At 68.1% G+C, this 13,844-nt stretch carries 11 protein-coding genes; 6 read left to right on the top strand and 5 right to left on the bottom strand.

The features are described 5' to 3' along the window. The first annotated feature begins 134 nt into the window (after positions 1-134). Together AB4Y98_RS09900 and eda are read left to right on the top strand one after the other, a co-directional pair. Positions 135-1,154 (top strand): sugar kinase, encoded by a 1,020-nt coding sequence (locus AB4Y98_RS09900; RefSeq protein WP_442244262.1) that lies wholly within the window; start codon positions 135-137, stop codon positions 1,152-1,154. Then, the gene (gene eda, locus AB4Y98_RS09895; RefSeq protein ID WP_032978454.1) at positions 1,141-1,779 is read left to right on the top strand and encodes a bifunctional 4-hydroxy-2-oxoglutarate aldolase/2-dehydro-3-deoxy-phosphogluconate aldolase; all 639 of its coding nucleotides are present in this window, start codon (positions 1,141-1,143) and stop codon (positions 1,777-1,779) included. Before AB4Y98_RS09900 ends, eda begins: the two co-directional genes overlap by 14 nt. 51 nt (positions 1,780-1,830) lie before the next feature. On the opposite strand, the gene AB4Y98_RS09890 is transcribed toward eda, so the two are convergent. After that, the gene (locus AB4Y98_RS09890) at positions 1,831-3,681 is read right to left on the bottom strand and encodes a sigma-54-dependent Fis family transcriptional regulator (RefSeq protein WP_442244261.1); all 1,851 of its coding nucleotides are present in this window, start codon (positions 3,679-3,681) and stop codon (positions 1,831-1,833) included. Positions 3,682-3,903: 222 nt separating this feature from the next. Between AB4Y98_RS09890 and adh the strand changes: the two genes are divergently transcribed. The 3 genes from adh (at position 3,904) to AB4Y98_RS09875 (ending at position 7,031) form a co-directional block, all read left to right on the top strand. Then, positions 3,904-5,433 carry an aldehyde dehydrogenase gene (gene adh / locus AB4Y98_RS09885; RefSeq protein ID WP_025875511.1) on the top strand — a complete coding sequence of 510 codons (1,530 nt, stop codon included), beginning with the start codon at positions 3,904-3,906 and terminating at the stop codon, positions 5,431-5,433. A 74-nt stretch (positions 5,434-5,507) separates the two neighbouring features. Beyond that, positions 5,508-6,536, top strand: a complete 1,029-nt coding sequence (adhP, locus tag AB4Y98_RS09880) for an alcohol dehydrogenase AdhP (protein WP_442244260.1) — start codon at positions 5,508-5,510, stop codon at positions 6,534-6,536. A gap of 105 nt (positions 6,537-6,641) precedes the next feature. Next, positions 6,642-7,031: a hypothetical protein gene (locus tag AB4Y98_RS09875; protein ID WP_025875515.1), complete on the top strand. Its 390-nt coding sequence runs from the start codon at positions 6,642-6,644 to the stop codon at positions 7,029-7,031. A 71-nt stretch (positions 7,032-7,102) separates the two neighbouring features. Here AB4Y98_RS09875 and ligD read toward each other — a convergent pair whose 3' ends face one another. The 3 genes from ligD to AB4Y98_RS09860 form a co-directional block, all read right to left on the bottom strand. Then, on the bottom strand, positions 7,103-9,580 hold the full coding sequence (gene ligD, locus AB4Y98_RS09870) for a DNA ligase D (RefSeq protein ID WP_442244259.1): 2,478 nt from the start codon (positions 9,578-9,580) through the stop codon (positions 7,103-7,105). Between the two features lie 3 nt (positions 9,581-9,583). Continuing rightward, positions 9,584-10,513: a non-homologous end joining protein Ku gene (gene ku, locus AB4Y98_RS09865; RefSeq protein ID WP_442244258.1), complete on the bottom strand. Its 930-nt coding sequence runs from the start codon at positions 10,511-10,513 to the stop codon at positions 9,584-9,586. A gap of 145 nt (positions 10,514-10,658) precedes the next feature. Continuing rightward, complete coding sequence (locus tag AB4Y98_RS09860) at positions 10,659-11,057, bottom strand: hypothetical protein (RefSeq protein WP_025875521.1); 399 nt, start codon at positions 11,055-11,057, stop codon at positions 10,659-10,661. 141 nt (positions 11,058-11,198) lie between these two features. Here AB4Y98_RS09860 and AB4Y98_RS09855 point away from each other — a divergent pair, with 141 nt between their 5' ends. Then, positions 11,199-11,525: a hypothetical protein gene (locus tag AB4Y98_RS09855; protein WP_025875523.1), complete on the top strand. Its 327-nt coding sequence runs from the start codon at positions 11,199-11,201 to the stop codon at positions 11,523-11,525. A gap of 85 nt (positions 11,526-11,610) precedes the next feature. On the opposite strand, the gene AB4Y98_RS09850 is transcribed toward AB4Y98_RS09855, so the two are convergent. After that, the gene (locus AB4Y98_RS09850) at positions 11,611-13,725 is read right to left on the bottom strand and encodes a TonB-dependent receptor family protein (RefSeq protein ID WP_442244257.1); all 2,115 of its coding nucleotides are present in this window, start codon (positions 13,723-13,725) and stop codon (positions 11,611-11,613) included. Positions 13,726-13,844: the final 119 nt, after the last annotated feature.

The raw sequence follows: 13,844 nt of genomic DNA, 5'->3' as shown, positions 1-13,844 counted from the left end.
CCAACAGTTTGGTAGGCTTAGGGCAAGGATGGGCGGGATTGAAATGACACCGCTAGCCAATTCCACGCCCCACGCGTGGTCCACTACCACGCCGCCCAGTGTCACATGCGGGCGGCACGCGTGAAGGAGCAGAAATGGGTCGTATCGTGTGTTTCGGGGAACTGCTGCTGCGCCTGGGTGCGCCCGGTCGCGAACTGCTGCTGCAGTCGCCGCAGCTGCAGGTGCATGTCGGCGGTGCCGAGGCGAACGTGGCTGTCTCGCTGTCCCGCTTTGGACATGACGTGGCCATGGTCAGCACCGTTGCCGGCAACGCGCTCGGCGCGCATGCGCTGGCCGAACTGCGCCGGCATGGGGTCGACACGCGCGGCGTGCGCGAAGATGCCGAAGGCCGCATGGGTCTGTATTTCCTGACCACCGGCGCGGTGCAACGGGCCAGCGAAGTGGTCTACGACCGTGCCGATTCGGCATTCGCCAACAGCACCGCCGCCGACTACGACTGGCCCGCATTGCTGCAGGGCGCGCAGTGGCTGCACCTGTCCGGGGTCAGCCCGGCGCTGGGCGCGGACGTGGCGCAGGCCACCCTGGCCGCAGCGCGCGCTGCGCGTGCACTGGGCGTGCGCGTGTCCTTCGATGGCAACTTCCGGCCGAAGCTGTGGCAGCGCTGGGGTGGCGATGCGCGGTCGATCCTGCACGAACTGTTCGCGCAGGCCGACATCGTCTTCGCCGACTACCGCGATATCGAGGTCATCCTCGGCCAGCGTTTCGAACAGGCCGACGTGGTCGCGCGCGTGGAAGCGGCGGCCGCGGCCGCGTTCGAAGCGTTCCCGCAGCTGCAGTGGATGGCCTGCACCCAGCGGCAGACGCTGAGCGTGGACCACCATGCGCTGGGCGCGCTGCTGCTCGGCCGCGATGGCACCCGCGCACAGGCCCCGGTACGCCAGCTGCAGGGCATCGTCGACCGCATCGGCGGCGGTGATGCCTTCGCGGCAGGCATCCTGCATGGCATCCTGTCGACCTTCGATGCCGACGCCACCGTGCGCTTCGGCCTGGCTGCCGGGGGCCTGAAGCATTCCATTCCCGGCGATTTCAATCCCGTCAGCGAAGCTGATGTGTTGGCCCTGATGGGCGAGGAGCGATTCGATGTCCGGCGCTGATCCACGCGTTCGTGCGGTACTGAAACTGGCACCGGTGATTCCGGTGTTCACCCCCGATGACATCGACGATGCGGTACAGGTCGCGCAGGCGCTGTTCCGTGGCGGCCTGCCGGTGATCGAGGTGACCCTGCGCACGCCGCGCGCGCTGGAAGCCATCAAGGCGATGGTCGAGGCCGTGCCGGATGCGGTGATTGGTGCCGGCACCGTGCTCGATGTCGCGCAGATGCAGGCGGTGAAACAGGCCGGCGGCCGCTTTGCGGTGTCGCCCGGGGCGACCCCACGGCTGTATGCCGCCGCGCGCGATGCCGATCTGCCCTACCTGCCTGGCGTGGCCACCGGTTCGGAGCTGATCGTCGGCCTGGAACACGGCCTGGACACCTTCAAGTTCTTCCCGGCGGTGCAGGCCGGTGGTGCCGCGATGCTGTCGGCGTGGCACGGCCCGTTCGGCGATGTGCGCTTCTGCCCGACCGGCGGCATCAGTGCGCAGACCGCCAGCCAGTTCCTGCATCTGCCCAACGTGCTGTGCGTGGGCGGTTCGTGGCTGACCACCGCCGCGCTGATGCAGACCCGCGACTGGGACAGCGTCGAGCGCCTGGCACGCGAGGCCGCGGTGCTGGCGGGCTGATCCCTCGGCCCCTGCTGGGGCCGGGCACAGACCCGGCGCCAGCGCATCCGTTCAGCCGCGTGGCGTACCCAGCCGGCGGTACAGGGTGCTGCGGTTGATTCCCAGCCGCTTGGCGGCCGCGCTGACGTTGCCCTGGCACTCGGCCAGCGCCTGGCGCATGGCCGCCTCGGCGATCTCCTCCAATGCTCCGCTGGCAGGCACTGCTGGCGCGGTGGGCGTACCAGCACGCACGTCCGCGGGCAGCAGCTGCGGGCTCACCGGTTGACCCGGCTCAGCCAGTGCGGCCAGCGTGCGCAGGCAGGCACTCAGCTGGCGCAGGTTGCCGGGCCAGGCATGGGCGGCCAGCGCCGCGCGGGCCTGCGACGACAACGCATGGCCCTGTCCCAGCTGCTGCCACAGGGCATCCACCACGGCAGCGCGATCGGGGTGCTGCCGCAACGGCGCCAGGGTCACCACGTGGTCGGCGATGCGGTAATACAGATCCGCACGGAAGCGGCCGGCATCCACCGCCTGCGGCAGTTCGCAGTGGCTGGCGCAGACCAGTGCGAAATCCAGTTTCACCGGCTTGCCGCCGCCCAGCGGTGACAGCTCGCGTTCCTGCAGCACGCGCAGCAGGCGCGGTTGCAGCGCCAGCGGCATGTCGCCGATCTCATCGAGGAACAACGTACCGCCCTCGGCCTGCCGCAGCAGGCCCGGGCTGCCCTGCCGGCGCGCACCGGTAAAGGCACCCTCCTCGTAGCCGAACAGCTCTGCTTCGATCAGGCCTTCCGGCAGCGCCGCGCAGTTCACCGCGACGAAGGGCTTTCCCGCACGCGTGCTGCGTGCGTGCAGTTCCCGCGCGAAGACTTCCTTGCCGGTGCCGGTCTCGCCCTGCAGCAGCACCGGCAACCCGGCCTGCAGCACGCGTCCTGCGGTGGCCAGTTGTTGTTGCTGCCCGCTATCGAACAGTGGGCCCTGCGCACTCGCCGGCAGCGGCGCGGTCGGTCCAGGCGTAGTCACACTGCGTCGCGACGCACGGGCCTCGCGCACGCCGTACAGACGACGGCCCTGGCGATCAAGCAGCACGCCGTCATCTGCCAGCCGCGACAGCGGTTGTTCGAACAGCGCTTCGTACGGCGTGCGTCCGATGTCCTGGCGATCCAGCCCGAACAAGGCAAGGCCGGCACGATTGGCCGCGACCAGGCGACCGCCGCGGAAGCCGAGCACGCCTTCGCGCGCACTGCCCAGCAGCGCGGGTTGATGATGCAGGCGCAGCAGCTCGCAGTCGGCCAGGCCGTCGGCGAAACCGCGGTGCTCGATCTGCGCTACCGCCTGCCGCACCAGCGCCAGCGCGTGCACGTGTGGCAACCGCGCGTCGCCGGACACATCGAGCACACCCAGGCATTGCCCGTAGGGATCCAGGATCGGCACGGCCGAACAGGTGAGGATGCCGTGCGGGGCGAAGTAGTGCTCGCCGCCACGCACCTGCAGCGCGCGCCCGTCGACCAGCGCGGTGCCGATCGCGTTGGTGCCGACCGTGCCCTCGTCCCAGCGCATGCCCGGCATCAGCGCGACACGACCCGCCTTGTCGAGGAAACCGGCACTGCCTTCGGCGTCGAGGATCCAGCCGTCTTCATCGGTCAGCAGCACGATGCTGCCGCTGTGGGTCATTTCCGCCGCCAGTCCGTCCAGCTCCGGGCGCGCTTGTCGCCACAGGCGCTCGCGGCGCTGGCGCAGTTCGCGCAGGCGGTTGTCGGTCAGTGGTTCGGCGGCCGGCTGCGCATCCACCAGCAGGCCGTGCCGTTGGCAGCGTTGCCAAGAATGCAGGATCGCCTCGGGCACCGCGCCGACGGGCGCAGCGCCGCGCTCGAAGAAACTGCGCCGGGCACTTCCCAGGCGGGGATCGGGAGCAAGCGGGGACACCGACAGCCTCCTGTGTCGCACATTGCGACAGTTGTTGCGGGACCTGTCCCGATTAACAGCACACCCCGCGTCGCCCTGCAACGGCCGCGCCTGCTGCGCTGCCGCAGGGCGCGCGACAGGATCACCGACGGCCGGGCGATGAAGGCGTGATGCAGCGCAGCAGGCCACAGTTGGCATCGTCTTTGCGCCTGTGGATGCACCATGCCCACCACAGGAGCCGCCATGAACGCCGTACCGTCCACCCGCCCGCATGCCACCGATCCTCGCTCCCTGTTCAAGCCGCGCTATGGCAACTACATCGGTGGCGAATGGATCGCCCCGCGCAGCGGCCAGTACTTCGACAACATCTCGCCGGTGAACGGCCAGGTGTTCACTGAAGTTGCCCGCTCCAACGCCGAGGACATCGACGCCGCACTCGATGCCGCGCACGCCGCAAAGGACGCCTGGGGCCGCACATCGGCCGCCCACCGTGCGCTGCTGCTCAACCGCATCGCCGATCGCATCGAACAGAACCTGGAACTGCTGGCCCACGCCGAGACCTGGGACAACGGCAAGCCGATCCGCGAGACGCTCAACGCCGACGTGCCGTTGATGGCCGACCACTTCCGCTACTTCGCCGGTTGCCTGCGTGCGCAGGAGGGCAGCCTGTCGCAGATCGACGACGACACCGTGGCCTACCATTTCCACGAACCGCTGGGCGTGGTCGGGCAGATCATCCCGTGGAACTTCCCGCTGCTGATGGCGGCCTGGAAGCTGGCGCCGGCGCTGGCCGCCGGCAACTGCGTGGTGCTCAAGCCTGCCGAACAGACCCCGGCGTCGATCCTGGTGCTGATGGAGGTGATCGGCGACCTGCTGCCGCCGGGCGTGCTCAACGTGGTCAACGGCTTCGGCCTGGAGGCGGGCAAGCCGCTGGCCAGCAGCCCGCGCATCGCCAAGATCGCCTTCACCGGCGAGACCTCCACCGGCCGCCTGATCATGCAGTACGCCAGCCAGAATCTGATTCCGGTGACGCTTGAGCTGGGCGGCAAATCGCCGAACCTGTTCTTCGCCGACGTAATGGCCGAGGACGATGATTTCCTCGATAAGGCAGTGGAAGGTTTCGTCATGTTCGCCTTCAACCAGGGCGAGGTGTGCACCTGCCCGTCGCGCGCACTGGTGCAGGAATCGATCTACGAACGCTTCATGGAGCGTGTGCTCGAACGCGTGGCGGCGATCCGCCAAGGCAATCCGCTGGACCCGAACACCATGGTGGGCGCGCAGGCATCGGGCGAACAGCTGGAGAAGATCCTGTCCTACATCGCCATCGGCCGCGAGGAAGGCGCCGAGGTGCTGATTGGCGGTGACAGAGCCGCGCTCGGTGGCGACCTGGCCGGCGGCTTCTATGTGCAGCCGACCGTGTTCAAGGGCCACAACGGCATGCGCGTGTTCCAGGAGGAGATCTTCGGGCCGGTGGTGTCGGTCACCACGTTCAGGACCGAGGAAGAAGCACTGCAGATCGCCAACGACACGCTGTACGGGCTGGGTGCCGGCGTCTGGAGCCGCGATGCCGCGCGACTGTACCGGGTGGGCCGCGCGATCCAGGCCGGGCGGGTATGGACCAACTGCTATCACGCCTACCCGGCGCACGCTGCGTTTGGTGGCTACAAGCAGTCAGGCATCGGCCGCGAAAACCACCGGATGATGCTCGACCACTACCAGCAGACCAAGAACCTCCTGGTCAGCTACGCACCGAAGAAGCTCGGCTTCTTCTGAGGATTGATCGGGATCAAGGCGCCGGCATGGGGCCGGCGCCATCCTGTCTGCAAGCGCACTACGGAGAAGCACGCATGAATAGAACCATGAAGGCCGCCGTTGTCCGTGAGTTCGGCAAGCCGCTGGTCATCGAGGAAGTCGTGGTACCGCGCCCGGGGGCGGGCGAGGTGCTGGTCAAGATCGAGGCCTGTGGCGTCTGCCACACCGACCTGCACGCCGCCGAGGGCGACTGGCCGGTGAAACCGAACCCGCCGTTCATCCCCGGCCACGAGGGCGTGGGGCACGTCGTGGCCGTGGGAGGCGGGGTAGGGCACATCAAGGAAGGTGACAGGGTCGGCATCCCCTGGTTGTACTCGGCGTGTGGCCATTGCGAACACTGCCTGGGCGGCTGGGAAACGCTCTGCGAAACGCAGCGCAATACCGGCTACTCGGTCAACGGTGGCTTCGCCGAGTACGCATTGGCCGATGCCAACTATGTCGGCCTGCTTCCGAAGGAAGTGGGCTTCGTGGAGATCGCACCGGTGCTGTGCGCCGGCGTCACCGTGTACAAGGGCCTGAAGGTCACCGACACCAAGCCCGGTGACTGGGTGGCCATTTCCGGCATCGGTGGCCTCGGCCACATGGCGGTGCAGTACGCCCGCGCGATGGGCCTGAACGTGTCAGCGGTGGATGTGGACGACGCCAAGCTGGCCCTGGCCAGGCGCCTGGGCGCACAGGTCACCGTCAACGCGCGCACCACCGATCCGGCTGCGTTCCTGAAGAAGGAGATCGGTGGCGCGCATGGTGCGCTGGTCACCGCGGTTTCGCCCAAGGCGTTTGAACAGGCGCTGGGCATGGTCCGTCGCGGCGGCACGGTCTCGCTCAATGGCCTGCCACCGGGCAACTTCCCACTGGACATCTTCGGCATGGTGCTCAACGGCGTCACCGTACGCGGTTCGATCGTCGGCACTCGCCTGGACCTGCAGGAATCGCTGCAGTTCGCCGCCGAAGGCAAGGTTGCCGCCACGGTCAGCACCGACCGCCTGGAGAACGTCAACGAGGTGTTCGCGCGCATGCACGCCGGCACCATCGAAGGCCGCGTGGTGATCGACTTCGCTGCCTGACCCCCCTGTGCATGGCCGCCGTGTCCGTTTCCCTCTCCCACGGGCGCGGCGGCCATGCCGATCTGCCGGCAGCGCCGCGCACCCCGGCGGCCGTACAATGCGCGCATGCCCGGCACGCTCAAGACCGTCTTTCTCTCCCTGCTCGCGCTGATCGGCGCGCTGCTCGCGCTTGCCCTTGTCAGCAGTGCCGCGGGCTGGCTGCCATCGCTGCTGCGCATGACGCCGGGAAGCGAGGCCCAGCTCGGCTGGGACCTGGCATTCACCGTGCTGGGTGGCATCGCCGCCATTGCCTTCGCCACGTATTACGCGCCGTGCTGGCCACGCGCGCATGGCACCTCGATCTGGTCTCTGCTGGTGCTCGGCGCGGGCTATGGCCTGTGGGTGATGGGCGGCGACTTCCCGCACTGGTTCGTCATCGGCCTGCTGGTTTCGCTGCCGGTGCAGTTGCTGCTGGGCTGGTGGTTCGGCCGCCGCGCATCGCGCGATCGGCGCTGAGCGGATACCGGTAGTGCCGGCCGCTGGCCGGCAACCTCGATGATCCTGCAGTTGCCGSCCAGCRGCCGGCACTACCRCTGCAACGTCGGCAGCGTCTGCTTCAGCGCGTCGATGCCCTGCCACGGATCCGCCTTCAAACGCTTCGCCCGTGCCAACGCCTTGTCCATCGGAAACGCATCGGCAGCACTCACCCGCGCCAGCTCCTCCCAGCGCAGTGGCACCGCCACGCCCGCGCTATCCCGCGCACGCAGCGACCACGAACACACGCTGGTCGCACCGCGTGTATTGCGCAGCCAGTCGATGAAGATCACGCCGCTGCGCTTGGCCTTGCTCATCGTCGCCACGTAGCGGTCCGGCGCCTGTTCGGCCATCGCCTGCGCGAAGGCTTCGCAAAACGCTTTCGCGTCCTCCCAGTCGGCCGCAGGTTGCAGTGGCACCACCACATGCACGCCCTTGCCACCGGACAACCGCACGAAGCTCTGCAGCCCGGTCTCCTGCAGTCGATCGCGCACATCGCGCGCGCCGCGCTTGACGTCGGCCCAGCTCACGCCCTCACCCGGATCAAGATCGAACACCAGCCGGTCGGGATGCTCGGGGTCGGCCACCGTCGCCCCCCAGGGATGCAGCTCCAGGGTGTTCATCTGCACCAATTGCAGCAGCCCGCGTTCGTCATCGATATAGACGTAGTCCTCGCGCCCGCTCTTCTGCTGCAGCGGCACTGCATGCACGGCGTCGCCCAGGCCCTGGCCGTGGTGCTTCTGGAAGAAACAGGCCTTGCCCACGCCATCGGGACAGCGCAGCAGCGACAGCGGTCGTCCACTGATTTCCGGCAGGATCCAGCGCGCCATCTGCCGGTAGTAGTCGGCAACGTCACCCTTGCTGAGCTTCTTCTTCGCGAACACCACGCGCTCGGGATGGGTGATGGCCACGTCGTCGCCGTCGTCGGCCGGTGCTGCACTCATCGCCAGGTCCTCCTTCTTCTTGTCGCTGCGCAGTCGCTTGAAGCTGGCCTGGCGCAGCAATCCTTCCTTGCCCCAGCCGCGGAACGCGACCTCGGCCACCGTCACCGGCTTCACCCAGCGCACGCTGGCCGCACGGAAGGGGACATGCGACGGCAGCTCCAGCACCGCGGCGTTCACCGCCAACGGTGCCAGCGTGGCCGAGAGCGCGCGCAGGCTCTCATCGTCGAAGCCGGTACCGACCCGGCCGACATAGCGCAGGCCGCCCTTGTCCGGCGTGGCCAGCAGCAGCGAACCAAATCCCACCCGCGAGCCTTTGGGTGCGGTGTGGCCGATGATCAGGAATTCATCGGTGTCCTCATGCTTCACCTTCACCCAGCTGCGCGCGCGGGTGTTCACGTAGGGCGCGTCGACCTGCTTGCTTACGATGCCTTCGAAGCCCGCCTTGCCGCTGGCGTCGAACACCGCCGGGCCGTGGTCGATGACGTGCTCGCTGAAGGCCAGCGTGCCAACTGCATCACCGATCAGTTCTTTCAGCAGTGCTTTGCGTTGCAGCAACGGCGCGCGGCTGATGTCGACCCCGGCCACGCCCGGCAGATCGAACACGATGAAGCGCAGCGGTTGTTTCGAACTACCGTCGATCACCCGCTGCAGCGCGGCGAAGTCGCTGCGGCCGTTGTCGTCCAGCACCACCAGTTCTCCATCCAGGCGCGCATCGCGCACCGGCAGCGCCTGTACGGCCTGCACCACTTCGGGAAAATCCGCCGTCCAATCCAGGCCATTGCGCGAGCGTAGCGCTACCTCGCCCTCGTGCAGATCGGCCAGCAGCCGGTAGCCATCCCACTTGATCTCGTGCAGCCAGCGCTCGCCATCGGGCGCGGTGTCGCGGTGATCGGTGAGCTGTGGCTTGAACTGGTGCGGGTAGCTTTTGTCGCGCGCCCCGTCCAGCTGCAACGCGCGCGCATGCCAGCGTGCATCGGCCTTGCGTGGGTGTGCGCCACGTGGCGCTGGAGCCGTCTTCTTCGCTGAAGCCCGGGACCTCTTCGCGGATGTTCGCGCTGGCGTGTGCAGCAGATCGTCCGCCTCCGCATCCCGTGCCTGCGCGTCATCGCGCTTGATCAGCAGCCACTGCACCTGACGGCCCTTCATCGCCGTGCGTACCAGTTTCCAGCCACCGGCCAGGCGCTGCCCGTGCAGCACGAAGTCGATCTTGCCCGCAGCCAGTGCTTGCAGCGGATCACCTTCGCAGGCCCAGCTGCCGTGGTCGAACACATCGACGTGACCGGCGCCGTAGTGTCCTTCCGGAATGTCACCTTCGAAGCCGGCATAGGAAAGAGGGTGGTCTTCCACCTCCACCGCCAGGCGCTTCTCACCCACCCGCAGCGACGGCCCCTTCGGCACCGCCCAGCTCTTCAGCACGCCATCCATTTCCAGGCGGAAATCGTAGTGGCGGCTGCTGGCGTGGTGCAGTTGGACCACGAAGATCGGCCGCCGCTTCGGGTTGCCCCGTGCAGGCGCCTCATCCGGCTCGGGGGTCTGCCCGGTGCCTCCGCCCAGCCGACGCTTGCGCCGGTACTGATGCAACGACATGGCTCAACCTGCCTTGCGTCGCGCGGCGGTCTTCTTTGCAGCCTTCTTCGCAGGGGCTTTTTTTGCCGGTGCCTTCTTCGCCGCTGCCTTCTTGGCTGGAGCCTTGCGCGCGGCCGCCTTCTTCGCCGGCGTGCGCTTGTTGGCATCCAGGCTCTTCTGCAGCAGCGCCATGAAGTCCACCACGTTGGTGGTTGCGTCCTCGCGCGGTGCCGGCTCGTCCTCCACCTGGGTGGTGCCGCCCTTGGACTTGATGCGCTTGTTCAGCACCTGCTGCAGGCGTTCGCGGAACTCATCGTGGTACTGGGAAGGATCCCAGTCACCGGCCATCGACTCGATCAACTGCTCGGCCATCGCCGTTTCCTTGCTGGTGATGCGGTAATCGGCAAGCTTTCCACTGGGCAGCTTGTAGTCGTCAGGCTCGACCAGTTCCTGCGGATAGCGCAGGATCATCAGCACCAGCGCGTCATCGTTGGGCATCACCGCGCACAGGTACTCGCGCGTGCGCACCACCACCCGGGCGATGCCGACCTTGCCAGTGCTGCGCAGCGTTTCCCGCAGCAGCACGTAGCCTTTCTCAGCCTTTTTACCCGGCACCAGCAGATAAGGCTTCTCGTAGTAACGCGGGTCGATCTGGCTGGCGTCGACAAAGGTTTCCACCTCCACCGTTTCATGGCTTTCCGGCGCCGCCGAACGGATATCGTCTTCCTCCAGCACGACGTAGCTGCCCTTGTCGTACTCGTAGGCTTTGACGATGTCCTTCCACGGCACTTCCTCGCCGGTGTCGGCGTTGACCCGTTCGAAGCGGATCGGTTTGCGATCGCGCGAATCCAGCATGCGGAAGTGCAGGTCGACCTTGCGCTCGCCGGACATCAGCGAGACCGGTACGTTGAGCAGGCCGAAGGAAAGCGTACCGGTCCAGATCGGGCGGGCCATGATGCGCACCTGTGTTTCAGCAGGGGTAGCCAGCTTCAGCCGGCTACCGTGAAACAACCGTGTCGGCCACGTGCAGACCATGCGGTAGTGCCGGCCGCTGGCCGGCAGCTCCTTGAATCCTGGCGATGCCTGCCAGCGACCGGCACTACTGCAGCAGCGGCCTCACCGCAGCGGCGGGGATATGGTCCAGCGCGCGCCAGGCATCTTCCACCACCGGCTGCGCCTGTGCCCAGTTCAGGCGCGACTGTCCGCGCATCTGGTCCCAGTGCTCGGCCAGTTCGCCACTGGTATCGGCCTCACCGCCACGCGGCCAGTCAGCGGCATGGGTGGTCAGCGCGAAGGCATACACCGGGCACAGATCGCGCCAGTTGCGATGCCCCTGCCCGCGGCGTTCCTCGTAGTCGCTCAGCATGTACTGCAGGTAATCCTGCGCCACCGCCTGCGGATCCTCCAGGCGGCGCGTCCGGCGCTGCGTGCTGCGCTGGCCAAGCGGATCCAGCAGGGCGTTGAACACGGACGGGGCGGGGCGTTCAAGACGGGGCATGGCCGGCTCCTGCAGCAGGGCGGGTGGGCAGGAATACGCGCGCCGCCGTTATCCAGTCGTGACAAAGATGTTCATGACGCCAGGTTCGCAGTGGCTTTACTTCGTCCGCGCTCTAGTGGAGGCCTACCGGAGGAACGCCCCATGACCACCACCCGTGACCCCCTGCGTGAGAACCACACCCCCGAGCCGGGCGAGCAGCGCGGCAAACACGATCTGGCCGACGCCGAGGACCGTGGCGCCGGCATGTCGACACCGGACGAAGGCGTACTGCCCGTCGTGCGCCGGCCTGAACAGGCCGCCCAGGACCGCAAGGACTGCGGTGACCGCAATCGCGGTGGCCAGGAAAGTCCGCTGAAGCGGCGCGAGCGCAAGCAGCACGCCAGCGACAACCAGGACGAGGCGCTGGAAGAGACCTTCCCGGCCAGCGATCCAACCTCACCGTTCGTGCCCGCCAAGGCCCCGGATTGATCGGTAGCGCCGGGCCATGCCCGGCGGATCCGTCACGTCCGCGCTGCGCGCTCGCCGGGCATGGCCCGGCGCTACCGGGGCCCGCCTAACGCCATGACCACTGCAGGCCAACGCTGGCGCGGCGGTCCGGCCCCGGTTCAAAGAACCGGCCGTTACCGTCATTGACGATCACCGAGCCGATGTAGCGCTGGTCCAGCACGTTGTCGATACGTGCGAATGCACGCAGGTCACCCGCCTGCAGCGTCCAGCGGCGACCGGCGTCCAGGTTCAGCAGCGCGTATCCCGGTGCGCGCTCGGTTGCGATGTCATTCACCACCACATCGCTGCTGGCGGCAGCTTCCAATCCCCACTGCCACTGCCCCGGCGACCACTGCAGGCGGGCATACGCCTGCTGCCGGGGCACGCCGGGCAGGCGGCTGCCAGCGGCAACCACGGTGTCGGGCACTGCGCAGTTGCTGGCCGCACAGGCCAGATAGGGCGAACGCACCTGCGCCTGCAGCCAGGTCCAGGCCAGCTGCAGCTCCAGCTGCTCGGCCAACGGCTGCCGGTACTGCAGCTCCACACCCTGGCGGCGGGTACGGCCGATGTTGCGGTACGTGCTGCGACCATTGGTGCTGCTGGCAACGGCCAGTTCATCGTCAGTATCTGCACGGAACAGGCTCACATCGAGCTGTCTTCCATCCTGCGCGTGCCACTTGCTGCCCACTTCCAGGCTGCGGCTGCGGGCGGCCGCCAGATCCAGCGCCAGCCCGGCCTGGCCGTCGGCGCGGTAGCCCAGCTCGTTGAACGTCGGGGTTTCAAAGCCACGCCCGATCGCCGCGTGCAGGCGCCACTGCGGGCTTGCCTCGAAGCTGACACCTGCCACTGGCGTGGTGGCCTGGTAGCCACGGCGACCACTGTCGTCCGGATTGCGCCCGACGATGTAGCGATCATCCGATTCGAAGCGCACCGCGCTGTGGCGCACCCCGGCCAGCAGCGACCAGCGCGGGCTCCATTGCCACCACGCCTGGGCGAACTGGTCCACGTTCTGCACGATGTCGATCTGGTCGCGACGCAGGCGCCCGCGTACCCCCACGATGGTGCCGACGAAGTTCTCGTAGCCGGTGCGGTGCTGGCGCTGGCGATCGGCATTCACGCCCACCACCAGATCCAGCGGTCGCCCCCACAGATCGCCGTTCCAGCCCCAGCGCGCGTCCAGCCCGCCGTAGCCGCCATCCAGGTCGATCACGCCACCGGCGTGCAATGGGTTGGCCTGCGGTCCCGGCGGAATCGGCAGGTACTGGGTCACCTCGCGCTGCCCGGCATAGCCCATCAGTTGCCAGCGCTGTGCACCGGCTTCACGGGTCCAACGCAGGCCTGCCTGCTGCTGGCGCACCGATTTTCGGGTGTTGTACTGCTCAGCCACCGCCGTGGCCTGGCGCGGGTCGGCCGCCACCTGCGCGCGGGTCAGCCCCAGCGGGTCCTGCGCGTTCGGCGCGTGCAGCGCGTTGAGCAGCAGTTCCAGGCGGCCGCCCGCGAGCTCGGTGCCCAGCCGCGCGTTCAACGATTCGCGGCGCGCGCGGCTGTGGTCACGCCAGCCATCGGTGCTGAAATGGTTGGCGGCCACGTTGTAGTCGACGCCAGGGCCCGCCCCGCGCAGCTGCGCGCCGACGCTGAGCGTGTTGTCGGCACCGGCATTCACCCGCAGCCGCCACGGGTCACCGGCCTGGCCCTGCGCGCTCCACACCTGCAGCACGCCGCCGGACGAATTGCCGTACAGCGCCGAGAACGGCCCGCGCAGCACCTCGATGCGCTCGGCACCGAGCAGGCTGGCGTGCGACAGCTGGCCCTGGCCATCGGGCATGGTCGCCGGCACCCCATCGATCAGCACCCGCACCCCGCGCACGCCAAAGGTCGAACGGGCGCCGAAGCCACGGATCGACAGCTGGGTGTCCTGCGCGAAGTTCTGCCGGTCCCGGGCCAGCAGGCCCGGCACCCCGCCCAGCGCCTCGGACAGCTGCGTGCCCGGGCCGGTACGGTCGGCGTCGATCCACACCGTATCCAGGCTGGCGGGCAGGGCGAAGGGGTCGACGCCGGGCACCCGCGCGGCCTGCACCTGCACAGCCGGCAGGGCGGTCGGCAATGGCTCGGCCGTCACCGCCAAAGGCAGCAGCAGCAGGGCGGAAAGCGGCAGGCATTGGCGTCGTGCGCTGGGATTCATGATTCAGGTTGATGGATCGGGCGGCAACGCACGCCATGGTACGGGCAGGCGGATGACGATGGCGGCGGCCAGCCCCGGCAGGCTTTGTTACGATGGGTCGGTTTCGGCCGACAGGCCGC

The organism is Stenotrophomonas sp. 2YAF26, assembly GCF_052114625.1.
Classification (GTDB): domain Bacteria; phylum Pseudomonadota; class Gammaproteobacteria; order Xanthomonadales; family Xanthomonadaceae; genus Stenotrophomonas; species Stenotrophomonas indicatrix.
The sequence above is the reverse complement of the archived record's forward strand: the minus strand, read 5'-3'. Positions and strand labels throughout refer to the sequence as shown.

What these genes read in the sequence shown, in the direction of transcription:
- AB4Y98_RS09900 (WP_442244262.1), top strand. Translation starts at nt 135, where the DNA reads ATGGGTCGTATCGTGTGTTTCGGGGAACTGCTGCTGCGCCTGGGTGCG.
- eda (WP_032978454.1), top strand. Translation starts at nt 1,141, where the DNA reads ATGTCCGGCGCTGATCCACGCGTTCGTGCGGTACTGAAACTGGCACCG.
- AB4Y98_RS09850 (WP_442244257.1), bottom strand. Translation starts at nt 13,725, where the DNA reads ATGAATCCCAGCGCACGACGCCAATGCCTGCCGCTTTCCGCCCTGCTG.
- AB4Y98_RS09855 (WP_025875523.1), top strand. Translation starts at nt 11,199, where the DNA reads ATGACCACCACCCGTGACCCCCTGCGTGAGAACCACACCCCCGAGCCG.
- AB4Y98_RS09860 (WP_025875521.1), bottom strand. Translation starts at nt 11,057, where the DNA reads ATGCCCCGTCTTGAACGCCCCGCCCCGTCCGTGTTCAACGCCCTGCTG.
- AB4Y98_RS09875 (WP_025875515.1), top strand. Translation starts at nt 6,642, where the DNA reads ATGCCCGGCACGCTCAAGACCGTCTTTCTCTCCCTGCTCGCGCTGATC.
- adhP (WP_442244260.1), top strand. Translation starts at nt 5,508, where the DNA reads ATGAATAGAACCATGAAGGCCGCCGTTGTCCGTGAGTTCGGCAAGCCG.
- ku (WP_442244258.1), bottom strand. Translation starts at nt 10,513, where the DNA reads ATGGCCCGCCCGATCTGGACCGGTACGCTTTCCTTCGGCCTGCTCAAC.
- adh (WP_025875511.1), top strand. Translation starts at nt 3,904, where the DNA reads ATGAACGCCGTACCGTCCACCCGCCCGCATGCCACCGATCCTCGCTCC.